At 68.1% G+C, this 18,370-nt stretch carries 16 protein-coding genes; 10 read left to right on the forward strand and 6 right to left on the reverse strand.

The genetic code is table 11. The annotated features are described in order from the left end of the window. Positions 1-73 precede the first annotated feature (73 nt). Positions 74-1,060, forward strand: a complete 987-nt coding sequence (locus ACYX4S_RS03785) for a threonine ammonia-lyase (protein ID WP_476361939.1) — start codon at positions 74-76, stop codon at positions 1,058-1,060. Between the two features lie 9 nt (positions 1,061-1,069). Here ACYX4S_RS03785 and ACYX4S_RS03790 read toward each other — a convergent pair whose 3' ends face one another. Together ACYX4S_RS03790 and ACYX4S_RS03795 are read right to left on the reverse strand one after the other, a co-directional pair. Beyond that, the gene (locus tag ACYX4S_RS03790; RefSeq protein ID WP_422069434.1) at positions 1,070-2,119 is read right to left on the reverse strand and encodes a DUF2336 domain-containing protein; all 1,050 of its coding nucleotides are present in this window, start codon (positions 2,117-2,119) and stop codon (positions 1,070-1,072) included. A 236-nt stretch (positions 2,120-2,355) separates the two neighbouring features. Next, positions 2,356-3,624: a protein phosphatase CheZ gene (locus ACYX4S_RS03795; RefSeq protein ID WP_476361940.1), complete on the reverse strand. Its 1,269-nt coding sequence runs from the start codon at positions 3,622-3,624 to the stop codon at positions 2,356-2,358. A 137-nt stretch (positions 3,625-3,761) separates the two neighbouring features. On the opposite strand from ACYX4S_RS03795, the gene ACYX4S_RS03800 reads away from it, so the two are divergent. Continuing rightward, complete coding sequence (locus ACYX4S_RS03800) at positions 3,762-4,928, forward strand: MFS transporter (protein ID WP_476361941.1); 1,167 nt, start codon at positions 3,762-3,764, stop codon at positions 4,926-4,928. Positions 4,929-4,953: 25 nt separating this feature from the next. On the opposite strand, the gene dgcA is transcribed toward ACYX4S_RS03800, so the two are convergent. Beyond that, the gene (gene dgcA / locus ACYX4S_RS03805; RefSeq protein WP_476361942.1) at positions 4,954-5,937 is read right to left on the reverse strand and encodes an N-acetyl-D-Glu racemase DgcA; all 984 of its coding nucleotides are present in this window, start codon (positions 5,935-5,937) and stop codon (positions 4,954-4,956) included. Then, positions 5,934-6,947 carry an N-acetyltransferase DgcN gene (gene dgcN, locus ACYX4S_RS03810; protein WP_422069430.1) on the reverse strand — a complete coding sequence of 338 codons (1,014 nt, stop codon included), beginning with the start codon at positions 6,945-6,947 and terminating at the stop codon, positions 5,934-5,936. Before dgcN ends, dgcA begins: the two co-directional genes overlap by 4 nt. Positions 6,948-7,339: 392 nt before the next feature. Here dgcN and ACYX4S_RS03815 point away from each other — a divergent pair, with 392 nt between their 5' ends. Genes ACYX4S_RS03815 through ACYX4S_RS03830 form a run of 4 tightly spaced genes read left to right on the forward strand, consistent with a single transcriptional unit; the run spans position 7,340 to position 11,646 of the window. Continuing rightward, positions 7,340-8,485, forward strand: a complete 1,146-nt coding sequence (locus tag ACYX4S_RS03815; RefSeq protein WP_476361943.1) for an ABC transporter permease — start codon at positions 7,340-7,342, stop codon at positions 8,483-8,485. Between the two features lies 1 nt (position 8,486). Next, positions 8,487-9,329 carry an ABC transporter ATP-binding protein gene (locus ACYX4S_RS03820; RefSeq protein ID WP_476361944.1) on the forward strand — a complete coding sequence of 281 codons (843 nt, stop codon included), beginning with the start codon at positions 8,487-8,489 and terminating at the stop codon, positions 9,327-9,329. 21 nt (positions 9,330-9,350) lie between these two features. Further along, positions 9,351-10,979, forward strand: coding sequence for an MlaD family protein (locus tag ACYX4S_RS03825; RefSeq protein ID WP_476361945.1), 1,629 nt, complete (start codon positions 9,351-9,353; stop codon positions 10,977-10,979). Positions 10,980-11,010: 31 nt separating this feature from the next. Beyond that, positions 11,011-11,646, forward strand: a complete 636-nt coding sequence (locus tag ACYX4S_RS03830; RefSeq protein ID WP_476361946.1) for an ABC-type transport auxiliary lipoprotein family protein — start codon at positions 11,011-11,013, stop codon at positions 11,644-11,646. 44 nt (positions 11,647-11,690) lie between these two features. Here ACYX4S_RS03830 and ACYX4S_RS03835 read toward each other — a convergent pair whose 3' ends face one another. Both ACYX4S_RS03835 and ACYX4S_RS03840 read right to left on the reverse strand, forming a co-directional pair. Then, complete coding sequence (locus ACYX4S_RS03835) at positions 11,691-12,164, reverse strand: DUF1203 domain-containing protein (RefSeq protein ID WP_476361947.1); 474 nt, start codon at positions 12,162-12,164, stop codon at positions 11,691-11,693. A gap of 97 nt (positions 12,165-12,261) precedes the next feature. Beyond that, on the reverse strand, positions 12,262-14,601 hold the full coding sequence (locus ACYX4S_RS03840) for a bifunctional salicylyl-CoA 5-hydroxylase/oxidoreductase (protein WP_476361948.1): 2,340 nt from the start codon (positions 14,599-14,601) through the stop codon (positions 12,262-12,264). 316 nt (positions 14,602-14,917) lie between these two features. Between ACYX4S_RS03840 and ACYX4S_RS03845 the strand changes: the two genes are divergently transcribed. The 4 genes from ACYX4S_RS03845 to ACYX4S_RS03860 are packed head-to-tail and all read left to right on the forward strand — an operon-like array spanning position 14,918 to position 18,356. Next, positions 14,918-15,700 (forward strand): SDR family NAD(P)-dependent oxidoreductase, encoded by a 783-nt coding sequence (locus tag ACYX4S_RS03845; protein ID WP_476362813.1) that lies wholly within the window; start codon positions 14,918-14,920, stop codon positions 15,698-15,700. Positions 15,701-15,707: 7 nt separating this feature from the next. Further along, positions 15,708-16,289, forward strand: a complete 582-nt coding sequence (locus ACYX4S_RS03850; protein WP_476361949.1) for a MarR family winged helix-turn-helix transcriptional regulator — start codon at positions 15,708-15,710, stop codon at positions 16,287-16,289. After that, positions 16,282-17,148 carry an enoyl-CoA hydratase family protein gene (locus tag ACYX4S_RS03855; protein WP_293723791.1) on the forward strand — a complete coding sequence of 289 codons (867 nt, stop codon included), beginning with the start codon at positions 16,282-16,284 and terminating at the stop codon, positions 17,146-17,148. The genes ACYX4S_RS03850 and ACYX4S_RS03855 overlap by 8 nt, the downstream gene beginning before the upstream one ends. An 8-nt stretch (positions 17,149-17,156) precedes the next feature. Next, the gene (locus ACYX4S_RS03860) at positions 17,157-18,356 is read left to right on the forward strand and encodes an acyl-CoA dehydrogenase family protein (protein ID WP_476361950.1); all 1,200 of its coding nucleotides are present in this window, start codon (positions 17,157-17,159) and stop codon (positions 18,354-18,356) included. Positions 18,357-18,370 lie beyond the last annotated feature (14 nt).

Genomic DNA, 18,370 nt, shown 5'->3' on the forward strand with positions numbered 1-18,370 from the left:
CGGCCGGCGTGAGGCTTCACCGGACGCGGAGGATCGTGTACCGATTGAGGATCCCGCCGGTTTGGAGAGTCCCATGACGATCAGCTTCAAGGTTCCCGAGTTTCAGCACATTGTCGACGCGCGCGCGCGGATCGCCGGCCAGGCGCATCTCACGCCGCTGCTGTCGTCGGCCTATCTGGACGAACTCGTCGGCGGGCGCATCCTGCTCAAGGCGGAAAACCTCCAGCGCACGGGATCCTTCAAGTTCCGTGGCGCCTTCAACCGCCTTTCGATGATCCCCGAGGAGGCGCGCTCCGCCGGTGTCGTTGCCTGCTCGTCCGGCAATCACGCGCAGGGTGTCGCCGAGGCGGCGCGCATTCTGGGAATGCCGGCGGTGATCGTCATGCCCGAGGACGCGCCGACGGCCAAGATCGCGCGGACGAAGCGTTCCGGCGCGGAGGTGGTAACCTACAAGCGCGAGACGGAGGACCGTGAGGCGATCGCCGAGGCCATCGCGGCCGAACGCGGCGCGACCATGGTGCACCCCTACAATGACCCGGGTGTGATCGCGGGGCAGGGGACGCTTGCCGCCGAGACGGTCGAACAGGCCGAAGCCATGGGTCTCGCGCCCGAGGCGATGCTGGTCTGCACCGGCGGTGGCGGCATGTCCGGAGGTGTTGCGCTGGCGCTGGAACGGCTCGCGCCGGAGTGCGCCTTCGTGCCGGTGGAGCCGGAGGATTTCGACGATTACGACCGCTCGCTGCAGGCCGGCACGCGGGTCGGCAACGCCCGTTCGGGCGGCTCGGTCTGTGACGCGCTGCTGACGCCGATGCCGGGCGAACTGGGCTTCGAGATCGTGCGCAGGCGCGCGACCTCGGGCCTGAAGGTGAGCGACGAGGAAGCGCTTCGTGCGGTCGCCTTCGCCTTCCGCGAGCTCAAGCTGGTGGTGGAACCGGGCGGCGCGGTCTGCCTGGCCGCCGTTCTTTCGGGCAAGCTGCCGGTGAAGGGGCGCACCATCGCCCTGACACTCTCCGGCGGCAACCTCGATCCGGAGATGCTGGAGCGCGCGCTGGCGCTTTGACGGCAGGCGTCAGTTGAAGGCGCGCTGGCTGCCGGGATGGCGCATGGTGCGGTAGACGTAGACGTCGCGGGCGACGCTCGACGTGCCGATGCCGAGCCAGCCGCACCTGAAGCGCAGGAAGCTTCCGTAGGTCTTGTAGCCGATGCCGGTCTCCTTCATCAGCAAGGCGACCGCGCCGTCGGCCTGCGAGGCGAAGGTGTCGCGCACCGCGCTGTCGCGAAGAGACAGGTGACGCGAGACGAGCCAGATGATGGCGTCCATGTCCTCGCGGGCGATGAGCGTCAGCAGGATCGTCTCGAAGCTCAGCTCGCCGGCGGCGATCTGGATGTGGACCTCGTGTTTGGACAGGGTTTCGCCGTTGATGTCGAGCCCCGCGTCCGGCGTGTCGGCGATGGCGCGCTGGGCGAGGCGGGCGAGCGCGTCCTCGTTGGCGAGCGCCTTGTCCAGCTCCGGCGGCATGAGCGGGCAGTCGGTGTCGCTCACGAGGCGCAGCTCCTCGCGGAACACGTTGTCGGCGTGGCAGCGCCAGGCGAGCGCGCCGAGAAGGCGCGGATCGCCGCTCGACAGGATGAGCAGCGCGAGCAGGGCACGGGTGCCGAAGGTGGCATCGTCATTGTGCAGCAATGCATTGACCACGGGAAACGCGCCGCGCGCGACGAGCGTGTCGACCACGCGGGAAGAGACGCCCGTTCGACGCGCGATGGCAAGGCGGTGCCTGTCGGAGCGGTGACGCGCGACGTCGACGAGCTTTTCCTCCGAGATCACCGGAGAGTGCTGGAGCACGGGCTCGCTGAGGTCGAAGGCTTCCTCCGCCAGACGGTCGGCGAGGTCCGTGGTGATGCGGTCGGTGCGGGCGAGACGCACGACGATGTCGAGGCGGGCGGAATGATCGAGCTGGTCGAAAACGTCGAGAACCAGGCCCGAGAACAGCATTCGCTCGGCTCCGGTGGGCTCGCGTTCCAGCTTGTCCGAATATTGCGCACTGAGAAGGCGTACGAGTTCCGAACGGGCCGATGGCTCCCGGATCCTCGCAAGCTCCTCCAATCTCTCCCTGATCATCCCCTCGACCCAATCTCCCGGGTGCCGCCAAGCCGCGCCCGGCAACGCCGACGCGAAGACCCCAGTCTTGGCCATGCACTGTTAAAATCACGTAGATAAAACACCGCAGGCGAACACGCTTTGCAAGCAGGCGCAAACTGTTCAGCGTCTCACGGTTCCAATTGCCGCCCCGTGGCGGCCTCTGAAAGATCCCTCCCTGCAAAAAGGGCCGCGACGTAACCGGCGCGGCCCGAACCTCAACTGAAGAGCGACTGGCGCTCTCCCGGGGAAAGCTGCTCCAGCGGATCCTCGCCCGCGTCATCCTCGTCCAGATCCAGCGCGCGGTCGCGGTGGCTGGCAAGGTCCGTCGTGGCGGACGGCTCATCCTTCTCCGGCGCGTCGTCGGTGTCGATGGCATCGAAGTCGATCGAGTCGAAGTCGATCTCGCCGTCTTCCGTGGTGGCGACGTCCTCGTCGGTCTCGACGCCGGCCGCGTCCTCGGCCTCGACCATCACCAGATCATCGAAGGGATCGCCGGCTTCGGCTCCGTCCCCGGATGCGTCCTCCGGCGTGCCGGATTCGGCGGCGAAGAGCGCGTCGATGTCGATCTCGCCGGCGTCGAGCGCGGCGGCCTCGGCGGCTTCCTGGTCCGTCATTTCGCTGAGCGCGGCGGCGGCTTCGGCCTCGGCCTGGGTCTGCGTTTCGGCAAGCGAGGGCGCGGCGTCCTGCGGGGCCGGTGTCTCCTGCGCCGGAGCGGCGGCGAAAAGCGCGTCGATGTCCTCCTCGGAGGCGGTTTCCGCCTCGTCCCCGGCGCTTGCGGACGATCCGAACATCTCGTCCACGGCACACTGGCTGACGCCGCGACCGTCGAGCTGTGGGCCGTTGAGAAGGTGGGCGTCGGGGCGGCTGTCCTCGATGTAGGCGCCCTCGTCGGCGCTTGCGTCCTGGATGCCCCAGATCGAGATCATCATGTTGATGCGCGATTCCAGGTACTGGAGCACATTGACGATCTTCTGGGTGCGCTGGCCGGTAAGGTCCTGGAAGGAACAGGCCATGAAGATTTCGGTGGCGCGGGCGTCGATCTCGTCGCAGGCCGTCTCGTCGGCGCCTGCCTCGCGCATCGTCCAGGCGTGCTCCTGGATGGCCTCGGCGGCCGCGAGGATCTCCTGGGTCGCGGCCTCGGTCTTGGTGACGATGGCGTCGAGTTCGTTGGAGGCCTCGATGAAGCGGTTGCCGTCGTCGGACTCGTGCTTGATGTTGGCGATCTCGCGCTTCGTGCGCTCGATGGCCTCCTGCATGTCCGCGATGTCGAGCCGGATGCGGTCGATGCTGGGCACCGTGCGCTCGCGCGTCATGGTCTTCTCGAGCCGTGCGATGGCGTCGAGGACGACCTGTGTTTCAGGCTTCTGGTTCCGGCGGATGTACTCGTCCAGGAACCAGCGACCGCGATCGGTCTCCGTCAGGGCACCGAGGAGGGCCTCGTACTCGTTCTCCCTGATCGCGCCGGGCGCTCCACTTTCAGCCATGCTCGAGATCCGCAAAAGGTCGTTTCGCTCATCTGCCGCCGGGATCGGCGACACGGTGTCCGCAGCCTCGAGGTTTAATCGCCAAATCCTTAAAATCGGTATAGAAGGCGAAACGCCGCCCAACCGGACACCGGATAATGACGCAAGGTCATCTGGTCGCAAGTCTTTTTGCGGCCTACTTCTTTGGCTTCGGGCTGTTTCTGCCCTTCTTTCCCGTGGTGCTGCGCGACTCAGGTCTCTCGCCAGGCGAAATCGGCACGCTGCTGTCGCTGCCGATGCTGGTAAGGCTCGCCGCGAATCCCCTCGTGGGCGCGCTTGCCGACCGCTTCGCCACGCCGCGCGTCGCGGTGAGCGTGCTTTCGGCCCTGTCGGCGGCACTGTTTCTCGCCTTCTTCCTCGCGTCGGGGTTCTGGGCCTATGCGGTTCTGCTGGTCGCGGTGGCGCTTGTCTGGTCGCCGCTGATCCCCATCGAGGACGCGGTCGCCGCCCGCCTCGACCGGGAAGGAAAGGGCCAGTACGGGAGGATGCGCCTGTGGGGGTCGATCAGCTTCATCGCCGCCAATCTCGTCGGGGGAACGGCGGCCGCCAGCGCCCATGCTGCTCCGGCGGTGATCGGCGGCATCGCCGCCGGGCTGGTCGTTTCCGCGCTCGTCGGGCTGACGCTCACCGTGCCGAGCGCGCGGGAGGCGGAGCGCGGACCGGACGATGAACAGCGCGTGGAGGCGCGCGCGAAACCCGGCATGGGGTTCCTTCTGGTGGTCGTGGGGGCCGGCATCCTGCAGGGAAGCCATGGGGCGTATTACGGGTTCAGCGCGCTGTTCTGGGAGGCGGAAGGTTTCGGCGGGCTGGCCATCGGCATCCTGTGGGGGCTCGGCGTGACGACGGAGATTGTGCTGTTCGCCTTCGCGGGCAGCGTCGGCGCGCGCATCGGGTCGCTCGGCATTCTCGGGGTCGGCGCGGGGGCCGCGATCCTGCGCTGGGTGCTCTTCGCGCAGGTGTCCGGTCCGCTTGCGACCGGCTCCCTCCAGCTTCTGCACGGGCTGAGCTTCGGCGCGACGCATCTGGGCGCCGTCGCCTATGTGGCGGCCCGCGCGCCCCGGCGCTGGGCGGGGTTCTCGCAGGGGCTCCTGTCCATGGTGTTCGGCTTCTTCACCGCGCTCGCCTCGGCGCTGGCGGGGCTTCTCTACCAGAGCGGGCCGTCGCTCGCCTTCCAGGCGATGGCGGCAATGGCCGGGCTGGGCACGCTGCTTCTCGCCGCCGGCGCGCTGTTTCCCGGAGAAAGACGGCGCGCGCCGGCGGCGTGACAATGCCTGAGCAGGAGCCGGGTGTTCAGCCCCAGAGCTCCGGGGCGGGCGGCATCAGCGTTGAGCCCTCGAAGACCAGGCCCGGCTCACGGTCCTTCGCCAGCAGGAGCGGGGCGTCGAGGTCGACGTAGTCCGCGCCCTGCGCGACGAGAACCGCCGGCGCCATCGCCAGCGAGGTGCCCAGCATGCAGCCGACCATGACGCGGAAATCGCGCGCCCTTGCCTCGGCCAGGAGCTTCAGCGCCTCCGTCAGTCCGCCGGTCTTGTCGAGCTTGATGTTGACCGCGTCGTAGAGCGGCGCGAGCCGCTCCAGGTCGGCGGAGGTGTGCAGGCTTTCGTCGGCACACACCGGGACCGGCCGTTCCAGCCCGGCAAGACAGGCGTCCGCGTCGGAGGGCAGCGGCTGCTCGATGAGCTCCACGCCGGCCGCGACGCAGGCGGCCATGTTGCGCGCGAAGCTCTCCTGGCTCCATGCCTCGTTGGCATCGACGATGAGGCGGGAGGCGGGCGCGGCGGCACGAACCGCCGCGATGCGCTCGGGATCGCCCTCGCCGCCGAGCTTCACCTTGAGCAGGGGGCGGCTGGCGGCCTTCGCCGTGTCGGCGGCCATCTTCTCCGGCGTGCCGAGGCTGATGGTGAAGGCGGTGACGGACGCGGCGAGCGGGCCGAGGCCCGCGAGTGCCGCCGCCGTGGTGTTGCCGCGCTTGGCCTCCAGGTCCCAGAAGGCGCAGTCGAGCGCGTTGCGCGCGGCGCCGGCGGGCATCGCGGCCTGCAGGCCGGCGCGGTCGAGGCCGCGTTCGATGTCCGCCTTCAGCCGTTCGATGTCGGCCATGACACCCTCGACGGTCTCGCCATAGCGGGCGTAGGGGACGCATTCACCGCGCCCCCTGTGCGGCCCCTCGGCGAGGGTCGCCACGACCACATTGGCGTGGGTGCGGCTGCCTCTGGCGATGGTGAAGCCGCCCTCGATCGGCCAGCTGTCGGTTGCGACCTCGAGCGTTACCGTCATGGGCGACCGAACTCCTCCTCGAGGCGATCGACGATGCCCTCGCACCCGAACCGCACCGGGTCGGTCGCCGGCAGGCCGTGCTCGGCGGCAATGTCGGCGAGAAGCACCCGCGCGTCCGCCTCGTCCAGTGCGGCGGTGTTGACGCAGATGCCGACGCAGCGGATCTCCGGATTGGTCAGGCGACCGCAGACGACGGTCAGGTCGATGACCTGCTGGATGGTGGGAAGCGGCGTCTTCACGCCGCGCATGTTCTGGCGGGTGGGCTCGTGGCAGACGACGAAGGCGTCGGGCTGGGAGCCGTGCAGCAGGCCGAGGGTGACGCCCGCGAAGGAGGGGTGGAACAGTGAACCCTGCCCCTCGATGACGTCCCAGTGGTCCGGCTCCGCGGAGGGCGAGATCCACTCGGCGGCGCCGGAGATGAAGTCGGCGATCACCGCGTCGAGGGCGACGCCACGACCGGAAATGAAGACGCCGGTCTGGCCGGTCGCGCGGAAGTCGGCATCGAAGCCGCGATCGCGCATGACCTTCTCGAGCGCAAGCGCGGTGTACTTCTTGCCAACGGAGCAGTCGGTGCCGACCGCCAGCAGGCGCTTGCCGGTGCGCTTGTGGCCCTTGCCGGTGTCGAAGCGGATGTCGGAGTGGCGCACGTCGCGCAGGTGGCGGCCGTTGCGCTCGGCGGCGGCGGCGATCTCCGGCACGTCGCCGAGACGCATGTGCAGGCCGCTGGCCACGTCCAGGCCCGCGTCGAGCGCCGCGACGATGGAGGCGACCCAGTGGTCGGGCAGGACGCCGCCGGCGTTCACGCAGCCAACGACCATGGTCTTCACGCCCGCCGCGGCGGCCTCGGCCGGCGTCATCTCGGGAAGCTTCGCATCCGCCTTGCACCCGTCCAGGCGAAGCTGGCCCAGGCACCAGTCGCGGCGCCAGTCGACGATGCCGAGGCCGGTCTTGGCCGCAAGCGCGTCGGGCACGTCACCGAGAAAGATCAGGTAGGGGTGGGCGATTTCCATCGGAAACTCCTCGTGAAAGGGCGCGAATCAGATCCGCCGGGAGATGGGGCGGAGCGCCGGTCTGGGTGTGTCGCCGGGGGTATGTGGCGGGGATGCCGCCGCGCCCTTCGCGTGTTTTTCGCGTATGACCCGGCGAGGGTTTCGAAATTCTGCGCGATGCCGGTCCGGGACCGTGCCGGGAGGGGCCGGTCGGCTGGACGCTGGCAACTCCGACAAGGTATACGTGTCCGGAAGGACACTCGGCAAGAGCCTGAAAACCGGACGCCTGGGGCAGGGCGAAACGCCTCGCGCGCTGGCCGGAGACAGGCGGCAGAGACAGGCGGCAGAGACAGGCCGCCAGAGACAGGCCGCCAGAGGCAGGCGGGCGGACCGCGCAGCAGGGATGACGCGACATGACGATCCACGCGGCCCAGGATGTCGCCCGGGCAAGCCTGGAGCAGGACGGGGACAGAGCCCGGCTGAGCGTCGCCGGCCGCTGGACGATCCACAACAGCGAGACCATGGAAAGCCTGCTGGCCGGCATGGAGCGGCTTCCGGGTGGGCGGCTGCATGTGGACCTCAGCCAGCTTACGGGGCTCGACACCGCCGGCGCGTGGCTGCTGCACCGGTACCGTGGCGACCTCGAGTTTCATGGCGTGCGTGTCGATTTCGACGGCCTGCGGCCCACCTATGCCACGCTGCTGGAAGAGGTGGAGCGGCTGCACCCGCCGCCCTGGAAGCCCGAGCACCACCCGTGGTCCCTGTTCGGGATGTTCGAGCGCACCGGACGGCAGGTGGTCGAGGTCGGCGGCGACGTCAGGTCGGTCCTGCACATCGTCGGCTCGCTGGTTTCGGTGCTGACCAACGTCATCAGCCGCCCGCGCTGTCTGCGACTGCCCTCGGTCGCGACCCAGTTCGACCGGGTGTGCATCGGCGCCGTGCCGATCGTCATGCTGATGAGCTTCCTGATCGGCGCGATCATCGCCCAGCAGGGCGGCTTCTATCTGCGCCAGTTCGGCGCGGAGGTCTATGTGGTCGACCTGTCCGGCGTGCTGGTGCTGCGCGAGATCGGCGTGATCCTGACGGCGATCATGGTCGCGGGCCGGTCCGGCTCGGCGTTCACCGCCGAGATCGGCTCCATGAAGATGCGCGAGGAGATCGACGCGCTGCATGTTATCGGCCTGCGCGTGACGGAAGTGCTGGTGCTGCCGCGCCTGCTGGCGCTCATCATCGCCATGCCGATCCTGACGTTCCTGTCCAACCTCGCCGCGCTCTTCGGCGCCGGACTGATAAGCTGGATCTACCTCGACATCGCCCCACGCGTCTTCATCCAGCTCATGAAGGCCGCCGTGACCCCGGAAACGCTGATGGTGGGCATCGTCAAGGCGCCGTTCATGGCGTTGATCGTGGGGCTTGTCGCCTGCGTGGAAGGCATGAAAGTGTCGGGGTCGTCGGAATCGCTCGGCACGCACACCACGCTGTCGGTGGTGAAGGCCATCTTCATGGTGATCGTGGTCGACGGACTGTTCGCCATCTTCTTCTCCTCGATCGGGATCTGACATGCAGCCGACCGCCGTTTCCCCGACGCCGACCGGCGCGCCCCGCGAGAGCGCGGGCCCGGGCGATGCAGCGGATGCCTCCCGGCAGGACCAGGAGGTGATCCTCTCCGCGCGCGACGTCACGGTCGGTTTCGGCCAGACCATCGTGCTCAAGGACCTCGATCTCGACGTGTACGCCCGCGAGATCCTGGGCTTCGTGGGCGGCTCGGGAACCGGCAAGTCGGTGCTGATGCGCACGATCCTGGGGCTGACCCCGCGGCGCGCGGGGCGGATCGAGGTGTTCGGCAAGGATCTGGACGCGATCGATTCCGAGGAGCGCCAGTCCATCGAACGGCGCTGGGGCGTGCTGTTCCAGCAGGGCGCCCTGTTTTCCTCGCTCACGGTGCGCCAGAATGTCCAGGTGCCCATGCGCGAGCACATGAACATGTCGCAGCGCCTGATGGACGAACTGGCCCTGCTCAAGATCGAGATGGTCGGCCTTCCGGTGAGCGCAGCCGACAAGTTCCCGTCCGAGCTTTCGGGTGGCATGATCAAGCGCGCGAGCCTTGCCCGGGCGTTGGCGCTCGATCCGGATCTCGTCTTCCTGGACGAGCCCACATCCGGTCTCGACCCGATCGGTGCCGCGGCCTTCGACGATCTGGTGCGCAAGCTCCGCGACACGCTGGGGCTGACCGTCTACATGGTCACCCATGATCTCGACAGCCTGCATTCCATTTGCGACCGTGTCGCGGTATTAGGGGAGAAGAAGGTGCTGAGGGCCGGAACAGTCGAGGAACTCATGCATTTCGACAATGCGTGGGTCCAATCCTATTTCAACGGCGAACGGGCGTTGCGTCGGGTCTAGACCGGGGAATTCGAGTTCACGATGGAAACCCGCGCGAATTACGTCGTCATCGGCGCGTTTGTCTTCATTACGCTGATCGTCGGTTTCGTCTTCATCTACTGGCTGGGCAGCCGGGCCGACGGGCCGCGTGCGCTTCCGGTCAAGGTCGTGTTCACCTCCGCCGTCACCGGGCTTTCGGTCGGTGGAGCCGTGAATTTCAACGGCATCAAGGTCGGTGACGTCGGTGAGCTCGGCTTCGATCCGACGGATCCGTCCGTCGTGATCGCCACCATCCGGGTCAATCCGACGACGCCGCTTCGCGAGGACGTCAAGGCGACCCTCGGCTTCCAGACGCTCTCCGGCATCGCCTATGTGGACCTGAAGGGCGGCAGCTCCAACGCGCCGCTGCTGCTGGATCCGGACGACGACGAACCTCCGGTCATCTATGCCGAGAAGTCGGCCTTCGAGGATATCGTCGAGGGCGCGCGGGACATCCTGACGCGCGCCGACAAGACGCTTGCCTCCGTCGAGCAGGTGGTCAGCGACAACCGCGAGGAGATCAACCAGATCGTCCACAATGCCCGCGTCTTCTCGGACGCGCTGGCCAAGAACGCGGACGGCGTCGACACCTTCATGTCGAGCGTGGCGGCGACCGGCGATGCGCTGACCAAGCTTTCCGGCAAGCTCGAAGGGCTGGTGGAAAGCGCCACGCGCATCGTGGACGCGGTTCCCGCGGACAAGGTGCGCCAGATCGTCGACGACGCCTCCACGGTGACGTCGAAGGTCGCGAGCGCCGCCGACGGGCTGACCGGGCTGATCGACGACGCGGAGAAGGCGGCGGAGGACCTGCAGGCCTTCGCCAGCGGTCTTGGTGAAAGCCTTGCCAAGGTGGACAAGGTGATTTCCGCAGTCGATCCGCAGTCGATCAACGACGTCGTGGATGGCGCGGCGAGCTTCGCCAGGATGCTCAAGGACCGCTCGCCGGACATCAACCGTCTTGTGACCTCCAGTTCGACCACGATGGCCAACGTGGAGACGATCACCCAGACGGTGGCGGACCGCCGCGAGGAGATCGGCAAGATCATCAGTGAGGTGCAGCAACTCTCCGCCGAACTCAACGCCGTCGTGGCGGCCATCGATCCGGAGCAGGTCAGGACCATCGTCGCCTCGGTGGAAGAGGTGAGCAGCGGGCTCGCCGGACGCACGCAGACGGTTACGCGCGCCATCGACCAGGCCGGCGAGGCGGTGGCCAACGTCAACGAGTTCTCCCAGTCGCTCAAGGGACGAGGTCCGGAGATCGACCAGATCGTGTCCGACGCGCGCGAGCTCTCGACCAAGCTCAACGCGACGGGGACCCGCATCCAGTCGGTTGTCGACAAGGTGGACGCCATGGTCGACGGCGACGGCGAGGGCTTCGTGAAGGAAGCGACGGAGGCGGCGGCCTCGATCCGCCGGGTGGCGGACATCCTGGCCGAAAGGGTCGGGCCGATCACCGCCGGGCTGCAGCGGTTCACCTCGCGCGGATCGGCGGATTTCTCCGACGCGATGAGCCAGCTCAACAGGACGCTGATCGAGATCCAGAGGACTGTTTCCAGCATCAACCGCGACCCGCAACGGGTGATCTTCGGCGGGTCGGACAAGCCGACCTTCAACGGGGCGCAGCGGCGATGACACGCACACGCAGACAAGGGACATGTGGGGCATGACGGGCGGCACGATCTTTCCAGGCGGCGGAGGCGGCAGGGTGCGCACGCTCTGGCGCGCGGGCTGCATGGCGGTCGCGCTGGTGCTTGCCGGATGCGCCTCCTCCTCGGCGCCCGACGCCTATTACGGGCTGACGTCTCCCGACCGGATCGCCTCCGACACGGCGCGGCGGGGCCGCAGCGTGCAGGTTCTCGTGCCCGCGCCGCGCGCGCTGCAGGCGCTGGACACCTCCTCAATCGCCGTTGTCGACAAGGGGCCGGTCTACACCTACTTCCCCAAGGCCGCATGGACGGACACGCTGCCCAAGGTGGTTCAGGCCAAGATCGTGCGCACGCTGGAAAACACGCGCGGGCTGCGCGGCGTGGGCCTGCCCGGCGAGGGACTTCTGATCGACTACCAGCTCCAGACGGACCTGCGCGCCTTCGAGTTCCACGTGGACGGGCGCAACCGCGCCGTGGTCGAGGTGATGGCCCGCCTGGTCAACGACCGCAACGGGCGTACCAAGGCGAGCCGGGTGTTTTCGGCAGAAGTCCCGGCGTCCGGCACCTCGGTCGGGGACGCGGTGACGGCGATCAACCGGGCCACCGACAGCGTTCTGGAGGAAATGTCCGCCTGGGTGCTGTCCAACGTCTGACCTGCGAGCCGGATTGCCTGTGCCTCGCCGGCCCGAAGAGGCGCTCAGGCGCGGTCTATGCGCGCCTGATAGCAGTTGTTGCGGGCCGAGCGCATGTGCACGAAGGCGACGTCCCCGCGAGCAAGCAGGTCGCGCGCGCGGGCCGTGATTTCAGGCACTTCCACCACATCCCCCGTACCGTAGATGATCCGCTCGTCGGCGGAATAGCCGCGCAGCATGTAGCGGTCTCCGCGCGCGAACATCTCCGGCAGCTCCGGCGTGTCCGGGTGACGCTCGCAAGGGTCGGCACACAGGAAGACCGGACCGAGCTCCGCGTAGGGCTGCAGCGTTGTGAAAGGCCGCAAGGCCAGGATCAGGTAGGGCGCGCCCTGCGGAATGTGGCGCAGGCAATGACGGCAGGGAAAGCCGGGCTCCCCGCAGATGCGCCGTTCGGGCACCTGGCCGTTGGCATCGGGGGCGCCGGCGCGGTAGCGGGCGGCAAGGTCGCTGTCGAGGGCGACGAAACGGATGTCGGTCACTGAGAAGTCTCCCGTGGTTCGTGGACCCGGAAGACCTAGATGCGCGCTCCGGCGCGGACGACCCGTTTCGCGAGCCGCCCGCGCCGGAGACCGGTTTCTATTCGGCCGCCTCGCGGAACGCCGGATTGTGCGTCTTCGGCTTGGCCTTCAGCTTGAGTTCCTTCAGCTCCTCGCGGGCGCGTTCGGCGTTGCGCAGGAGCTGGAACTTGCCCGGCTGGTACTGTTTCGGCGCGAAGATGTCGCCGAAGCCGTAGTCGCCGGCGGCCCGCAGCGTGAAGGCCGGATCGGCCAGATGCGGACGCCCGAGCGCGACAAGGTCGGCACGGCCCGCCGTCAGGATGGTGTTGGCCTGATCGGCGGTGGTGATCGCGCCGACGGCCATCGTGGCGAGATCGGCCTCGTTGCGGATCTGGTCCGAGAAGGACGTCTGGAACATGCGGCCGAAGACCGGTTTCGAGGCCGGGCTCGTCTGGCCGGTGGAGACGTCGATCAGGTCGGCCCCGGCCTGCGCGAAGGCGCGGGCGATCTCGACGCTGTCCTCGCCCGTCAGGCCGCCCTCGATCCAGTCGGTCGCGGAGACGCGCACCGACATCGGCTTCTCCGCCGGCCACACCTCGCGCATGGCGGTGAAGACCTCGAGCGGGAAGCGCAGGCGGTTTTCCAGGGAGCCGCCGTATTCGTCGTCACGGGTGTTGGTGACCGGCGAGAGGAAGCTCGCGAGCAGGTAGCCGTGGGCGCAATGCAGTTCGATCATGTCGAAGCCGCAGGCGATCGCGCGTTTCGCGGCGGCGACGAAGTCCGCCTTGACCGCGTCCATGTCGGCCCGGTCCATGGCCCTGGGCGTCTGGCTGTCGGGATAGTAGGGCAGGGCGGAGGCGGACAGGATCGGCCAGGCCTCGTCTTCCGGCAGCGGGCGGTCCATGCCCTCCCACATCAGCTTCGAGGCGCCCTTGCGGCCCGCGTGACCGATCTGCAGGCAGATCCTCGAGGCGGACTGCGTGTGCACGAAGTCCACGATCCGCGTCCAGGCGGCCTGCTGCTCGTCGTTCCAGATGCCCGCGCAGCCCGGGGTGATCCGCGCGGTCGGCGAAACGCAGGTCATCTCGGTGAAAATGAGGCCCGCGCCGCCCATGGCGCGCGATCCGTAGTGCACCAGGTGGAAGTCCTGCGGCACGCCCTCGACGGCGGAATACATGCACATGGGCGAGACGACGAAGCGGTTCTCGAGACGCATGTCGCGCAGCTTCAGCGGCTGGAAGGCGGGGGCGACCGGATCCTTCGTGTCCACCTCGAGACCGGAGGCCGCGACCTGCTCGGCGAAGGTGCGGGTGGCCTCGGTCACGAACTCCGGCGCGCGGAGCTCCAGGTTGTCGTAGGTGATCGCCTTGGAGCGCGTCATGACGCCGAAGGCGAAGGTCACCGGATCCATGTGCCAGTAGCGTTTCACGTGCTCGAACCACACCAGCGACACGTCGGCGGCGTGCTGGGTCTTCTCCACCTCCTCGCGGCGGGTCTCCTCGAAGTCGGCCAACGCCTCGCCGACGCCCTGCGTGCGCATGACGCTCTCGTAGAGCGCGATGGCATCCTCCATGGCGAGCTTGGTGCCCGAGCCGATGGAAAAATGCGCCGTCGACTTGGCGTCGCCCAGCAGCACGACATTGTCCATCGTCGTGCGCGCGTTGCGGATCATGGGGAAGTTGCGCCACATGGAGCGGTTGATGAGCAGCTTGTGGCCGTCGAGTTCCTCGGCGAAGACTCCTTCCAGGAAGTCGGCGGATTCCTGCTCGCTCATGGCGCCCAGCCCGGCCTTCTCGAAGGTCTCGGGATCGGTCTCCAGGACCCAGGTCGAGAGACCCGGCTCGTACTGGTAGGCGTGGGCAATGAAGATGCCGTGGCTGGTTTCCTTGAAATGGAAGGTGAAGGCGTCGAGCGGCTTCGTCGAGCCCATCCAAGTGAACTTGTTGGGGCGCAGGTCCACCGAGGGCTGGAAGTGGTCGCGGTTGGCCTCGCGGATGGCGGAGTTGATGCCGTCGGCGGCCACGATAAGGTCGGCCCCCTCGAGCGCCTCGAGGCTCGGGATCTCCGTCTCGAATTTCATCTCCACCCCGAGGGCGGCGGCGCGTTCCTGCAGCAGGAGCAGCAGGGTGCGGCGCGAGCAGCCGCAGAACCCGTTGCCGCCGACGCGGAAGGACGAGCCCTTGTAGTTGATCGAGATGTCGTCCCAATAGGCGAAGTTCTCGGTGATCGCCTTGTAGCTCTCGCGATCGTAGGTCTCGAAGGTCTCCAGCGTCTGGTCCGAGAAGACCACGCCGAAGCCGAAGGTGTCGTCGCAGCGGTTGCGCTCGTAGACGGTGATCCTGGCCGCCGGGCGTGCCTTCTTCATCAGGATCGCGAAATAAAGGCCGGCGGGGCCGCCGCCGATGATCTCGATGCGCATTGTTGTGTGTCCTTCCATGGCCGTGGCGCGTCCGGTGTTTCCGTTTCCGCGCGCAAGCTCCCTCTCTGGCGCCTTGCCGGGCCCGTGCCGCGTTGGCGCGGACCGCGCGCCGGTTCCCCTTGCAGGCCTCCTCCGCGACCGGGCCGCCCCTCGGGGCCGTGGCGCGGACGGACATGCTTGCGTCCCCGTCAGAGATATTTTAAGCTTAAAATAATTCGCGGCGCAATGGCGTTTCGCATCCGGCAAAAGCCAGATGTCGCGCCGGGCGGCGGCACGGCGTGCCGCCAGGGAGGAGTGTGGAACGGTGAGCGAGGAGATGGAACGTCACGCGAGAAGCGGTCCTCTTTCCGGACGTCATGCGCTGGTGACCGGCGGCACGCGCGGCATCGGCCTGGCGATCGCGCGCCGGCTGATTTCGGACGGCGCGTCGGTGACCATCCTCGGCCGCAACGCGGTGCGTGCCGAGCAGATGGCGCGGGAAATCGGCGCGGCGGGCTTTGCCGCCTGCGACGTGACCGACCGGGCGGAATTCACAGAGGCCATCGCGGGCGCCGAAAGCCTGCATGGAGGCGTTTCGATCCTCGTCAACAACGCCGGTCAGGCGGAGAGCGCGCCCTTTCTCAAGACGCCGCCGGAGCAGTTTTCCCGAATGCTCTCGGTCAATCTGGAGAGCATCGTCACCGCGTGCCACGCGGTGCTGCCGGGCATGATCGCGGCCGGCTCGGGGCGCATCGTCAACGTGGCCTCGACGGCTGGCCTCAAGGGCTATCGCTATGTCTCCGCCTATGTGGCGGCGAAACACGCGGTCGTCGGCCTGACGCGCTCCTTGGCGCTGGAGACGGCCGAGCAGGGCGTGACGGTCAACGCCGTCTGCCCGGGCTTCGCCGACACGGACCTCATTCGCGACAGCGTGGCGCGGATCCGTGAAAAGACGGGGCGCGAGGAGGCGGACATCATCGCGGACATGGTGCGCGACAATCCGCAAAAGAGACTGATCGAACCGGACGAGGTGGCCGACACGGTGTCCTGGCTTTGCGGCACGGGCGCGCGTTCCGTCACCGGCCAGGCGGTCGCGGTGGCCGGCGGCGAAGTGATGTGAGGATGCCATGGACGAGAACAGGGCAGGACTGACGGAGGAGACGGTCGTGGCGGGGGAGCATGTGCTCGATGCCGAGACGCGGCTTTCGGGGTCGGGCGATCACCGCTCGGAGCTCCGGCTGTGGCTGCGTCTTCTCACCTGCACCAACCTGATCGAGGGCGAGATCCGTTCGCAGCTTCGCGCCGCCTACGACGTGACGCTGCCGCGTTTCGATCTTCTGGCCCAGCTCGAGAAGACCCCGGAGGGGCTGACGCTCGGTGAGTTGTCGCGGCGCATGATGGTCTCGGCCGGCAATGTGACCGGCCTGGTCGAACGGCTGGTTCAGGACGGGCAGGTGGAACGCCGCCCCGTGCCCGGGGACCGGCGGTCGGCCGTGGTGCTGATGACCGCGAAGGGACGACGCTCCTTCGAGGAGATGGCGAACGCGCATGGCGACTGGATCGGCGACATCTTCGCCGGGCTGGAGCCGGACGACATCGAGGCGCTCATGCGCCTCCTGGCAAAGACAAAGGCCTCGGCCATGGCGGCGGCGATGAAGCCGGACGCGGGCAGTGAGGGCAAAGGGGGAAGGGACAGGACGAATGGCTGACGCATCGGCGGGGGCAGCGGGCGCACCGCAGGAAAACTACCACATCACGCTGCCGGTGAAGGAGTATTCCCCGGTTCATTTCAAGCTCGAGGTCGAGGGCAAGACGGCGGTCGTGACGCTGAACCGGCCCGAGCGCAAGAACCCGCTCACCTTCCATTCCTACGCGGAGCTGCGCGACTTCTTCCACGCGCTGCAGTTCGAGGAAGAGGTGAAGACCGTCGTGGTGACCGGTGCCGGCGGCAACTTCTGCTCCGGCGGCGACGTGTTCGAGATCATCGAGCCGCTTCTGTCGCGCGACATGCCCGGCATCATGCAGTTCACCCGCATGACGGGCGATCTGGTCAAGGCCATGCGCGCCTGCCCGCAGCCTGTCGTCGCGGCCATTGACGGCGTGTGCGTGGGAGCGGGCGCGATCATCGCCATGGCCTCCGACATTCGCGTCGGCACGGCCGCGGCCAAGGTCGCCTTCCTGTTCAACAAGGTGGGGCTTGCCGGTTGCGACATGGGCGCCTGCGCCATCCTGCCGAGGATCATCGGCCAGGGGCGGGCGTCGGAGCTTCTCTACACGGGCCGTGTGATGGGCGGCGAGGAGGCCGAGCGCTGGGGCTTCTTCAACCGGCTCGTGGCGTCCGAGGATGTGCTGGCGGAGGCGTGCAAGCTGGCCGGTTCGCTGTCGGCGGGACCGACCTTCGCCAACTCCGTCACCAAGCGGATGCTCCACATGGAGTGGGACATGTCGGTGGACCAGGCCATCGAGGCGGAAGCCATGGCACAGGCCGTGTGCATGAAGACCGAGGACTACCGCCGCGCCTTCGAGGCCTTCGCGGCCAAGCAGAAGCCGGTCTTTCAGGGCAACTGAGGCACGTCATGACGGACAAGAGCTTTCTGGACTGGCCCTTCTTCGAGGATCACCACCGGCGCTTCGCCGGGGAGGTGGAGGCCTTTGCGCGCGAGCGGGTCGCGGGACTGGCGGACCATCACGATGTCGACGGCTCCTGCCGTGCGCTCGTTGCGGCCCTTGGCGAGGCCGGGCTTTTGAAAGCCGCGGTGCCGGCGGCCTTCGGCGGTCTGCACGAGCGCCTCGACGTGCGCTCCCTGTGCATCGCGCGCGAGACGCTGGCGCGCCACCACGGGCTTGCCGACTTCGCCTTCGCCATGCAGGGGCTGGGCACGGGATCCATCTCGCTTGCCGGGTCCGGGGAGATCAAGGCGCGCTACCTGCCGCCGGTCGGGCGTGGCGAGAAGATCGCCGCCTTCGCGCTCTCCGAACCGGAGGCGGGATCCGACGTGGCGGCGCTTGCGACTGTCGCGGAGCCTGACGGGCCCGATCATGTTCGCATAACCGGCGAGAAGACCTGGATCTCCAACGGCGGTATCGCGGACCACTATGTGGTCTTCGCGCGGACCGGCGAGGCGCCCGGCGCGCGGGGGCTCTCCGCCTTCGTGGTCGATGCGGACGCGGCCGGTTTTTCCGTGAAGGAGCGCATCGAGACGACCGCGCCGCACCCGCTGGCAACCCTTGCCCTCGATGGCGTGCGCGTGCCCGTGGCCGCCCGGCTCGGCAAGGGCGGCGACGGGTTCAAGGTCGCCATGGCGACCCTCGACATCTTCCGCTCGACCGTCGGCGCTGCGGCGCTCGGGTTCGCCCGCCGCGCGCTAGACGAGACGCTGGAGCACACGACCACGCGACAGCTCTTCGGGGCCCCGCTTTCCGACCTGCAGATGACGCAGGCCTCGCTCGCCGAGATGGTCGCGGACGTGGATGCGGCGGCGCTGCTCGTGTACCGGGCGGCCTGGACCAAGGACATGGGAGCGGCGCGCGTCACGCGCGAGGCGGCTCTCGCCAAGATGGTGGCGACCGAAAACGCGCAGAAGGTGGTGGACCGGGCCGTGCAGTTGCACGGCGGTCACGGCGTGCGCACGGGCACGAAGGTGGAGGAGCTTTATCGCGACGTGCGGGCGCTTCGGATCTACGAGGGCGCCACCGAAATCCAGAAGGTCGTCATCGCCCGCCAGGCGGTCGCCGACCATGCAGCAAGACGTTCGGCGGCCGCGGCCGCCGAGTGAGACATCCGTCAAAG

The organism is Stappia sp. ABD4_338 (assembly GCF_056312175.1).

Coding starts and splice junctions, on each gene's coding strand:
- ACYX4S_RS03785 (WP_476361939.1), top strand. CDS start 74: ATGACGATCAGCTTCAAGGTTCCCGAGTTTCAGCACATTGTCGACGCG.
- ACYX4S_RS03790 (WP_422069434.1), bottom strand. CDS start 2,119: ATGATCAGGGAGAGATTGGAGGAGCTTGCGAGGATCCGGGAGCCATCG.
- ACYX4S_RS03795 (WP_476361940.1), bottom strand. CDS start 3,624: ATGGCTGAAAGTGGAGCGCCCGGCGCGATCAGGGAGAACGAGTACGAG.
- ACYX4S_RS03800 (WP_476361941.1), top strand. CDS start 3,762: ATGACGCAAGGTCATCTGGTCGCAAGTCTTTTTGCGGCCTACTTCTTT.
- dgcA (WP_476361942.1), bottom strand. CDS start 5,937: ATGACGGTAACGCTCGAGGTCGCAACCGACAGCTGGCCGATCGAGGGC.
- dgcN (WP_422069430.1), bottom strand. CDS start 6,947: ATGGAAATCGCCCACCCCTACCTGATCTTTCTCGGTGACGTGCCCGAC.
- ACYX4S_RS03815 (WP_476361943.1), top strand. CDS start 7,340: ATGACGATCCACGCGGCCCAGGATGTCGCCCGGGCAAGCCTGGAGCAG.
- ACYX4S_RS03820 (WP_476361944.1), top strand. CDS start 8,487: ATGCAGCCGACCGCCGTTTCCCCGACGCCGACCGGCGCGCCCCGCGAG.
- ACYX4S_RS03825 (WP_476361945.1), top strand. CDS start 9,351: ATGGAAACCCGCGCGAATTACGTCGTCATCGGCGCGTTTGTCTTCATT.
- ACYX4S_RS03830 (WP_476361946.1), top strand. CDS start 11,011: ATGACGGGCGGCACGATCTTTCCAGGCGGCGGAGGCGGCAGGGTGCGC.
- ACYX4S_RS03840 (WP_476361948.1), bottom strand. CDS start 14,601: ATGCGCATCGAGATCATCGGCGGCGGCCCCGCCGGCCTTTATTTCGCG.
- ACYX4S_RS03845 (WP_476362813.1), top strand. CDS start 14,918: ATGGAACGTCACGCGAGAAGCGGTCCTCTTTCCGGACGTCATGCGCTG.
- ACYX4S_RS03850 (WP_476361949.1), top strand. CDS start 15,708: ATGGACGAGAACAGGGCAGGACTGACGGAGGAGACGGTCGTGGCGGGG.
- ACYX4S_RS03855 (WP_293723791.1), top strand. CDS start 16,282: ATGGCTGACGCATCGGCGGGGGCAGCGGGCGCACCGCAGGAAAACTAC.
- ACYX4S_RS03860 (WP_476361950.1), top strand. CDS start 17,157: ATGACGGACAAGAGCTTTCTGGACTGGCCCTTCTTCGAGGATCACCAC.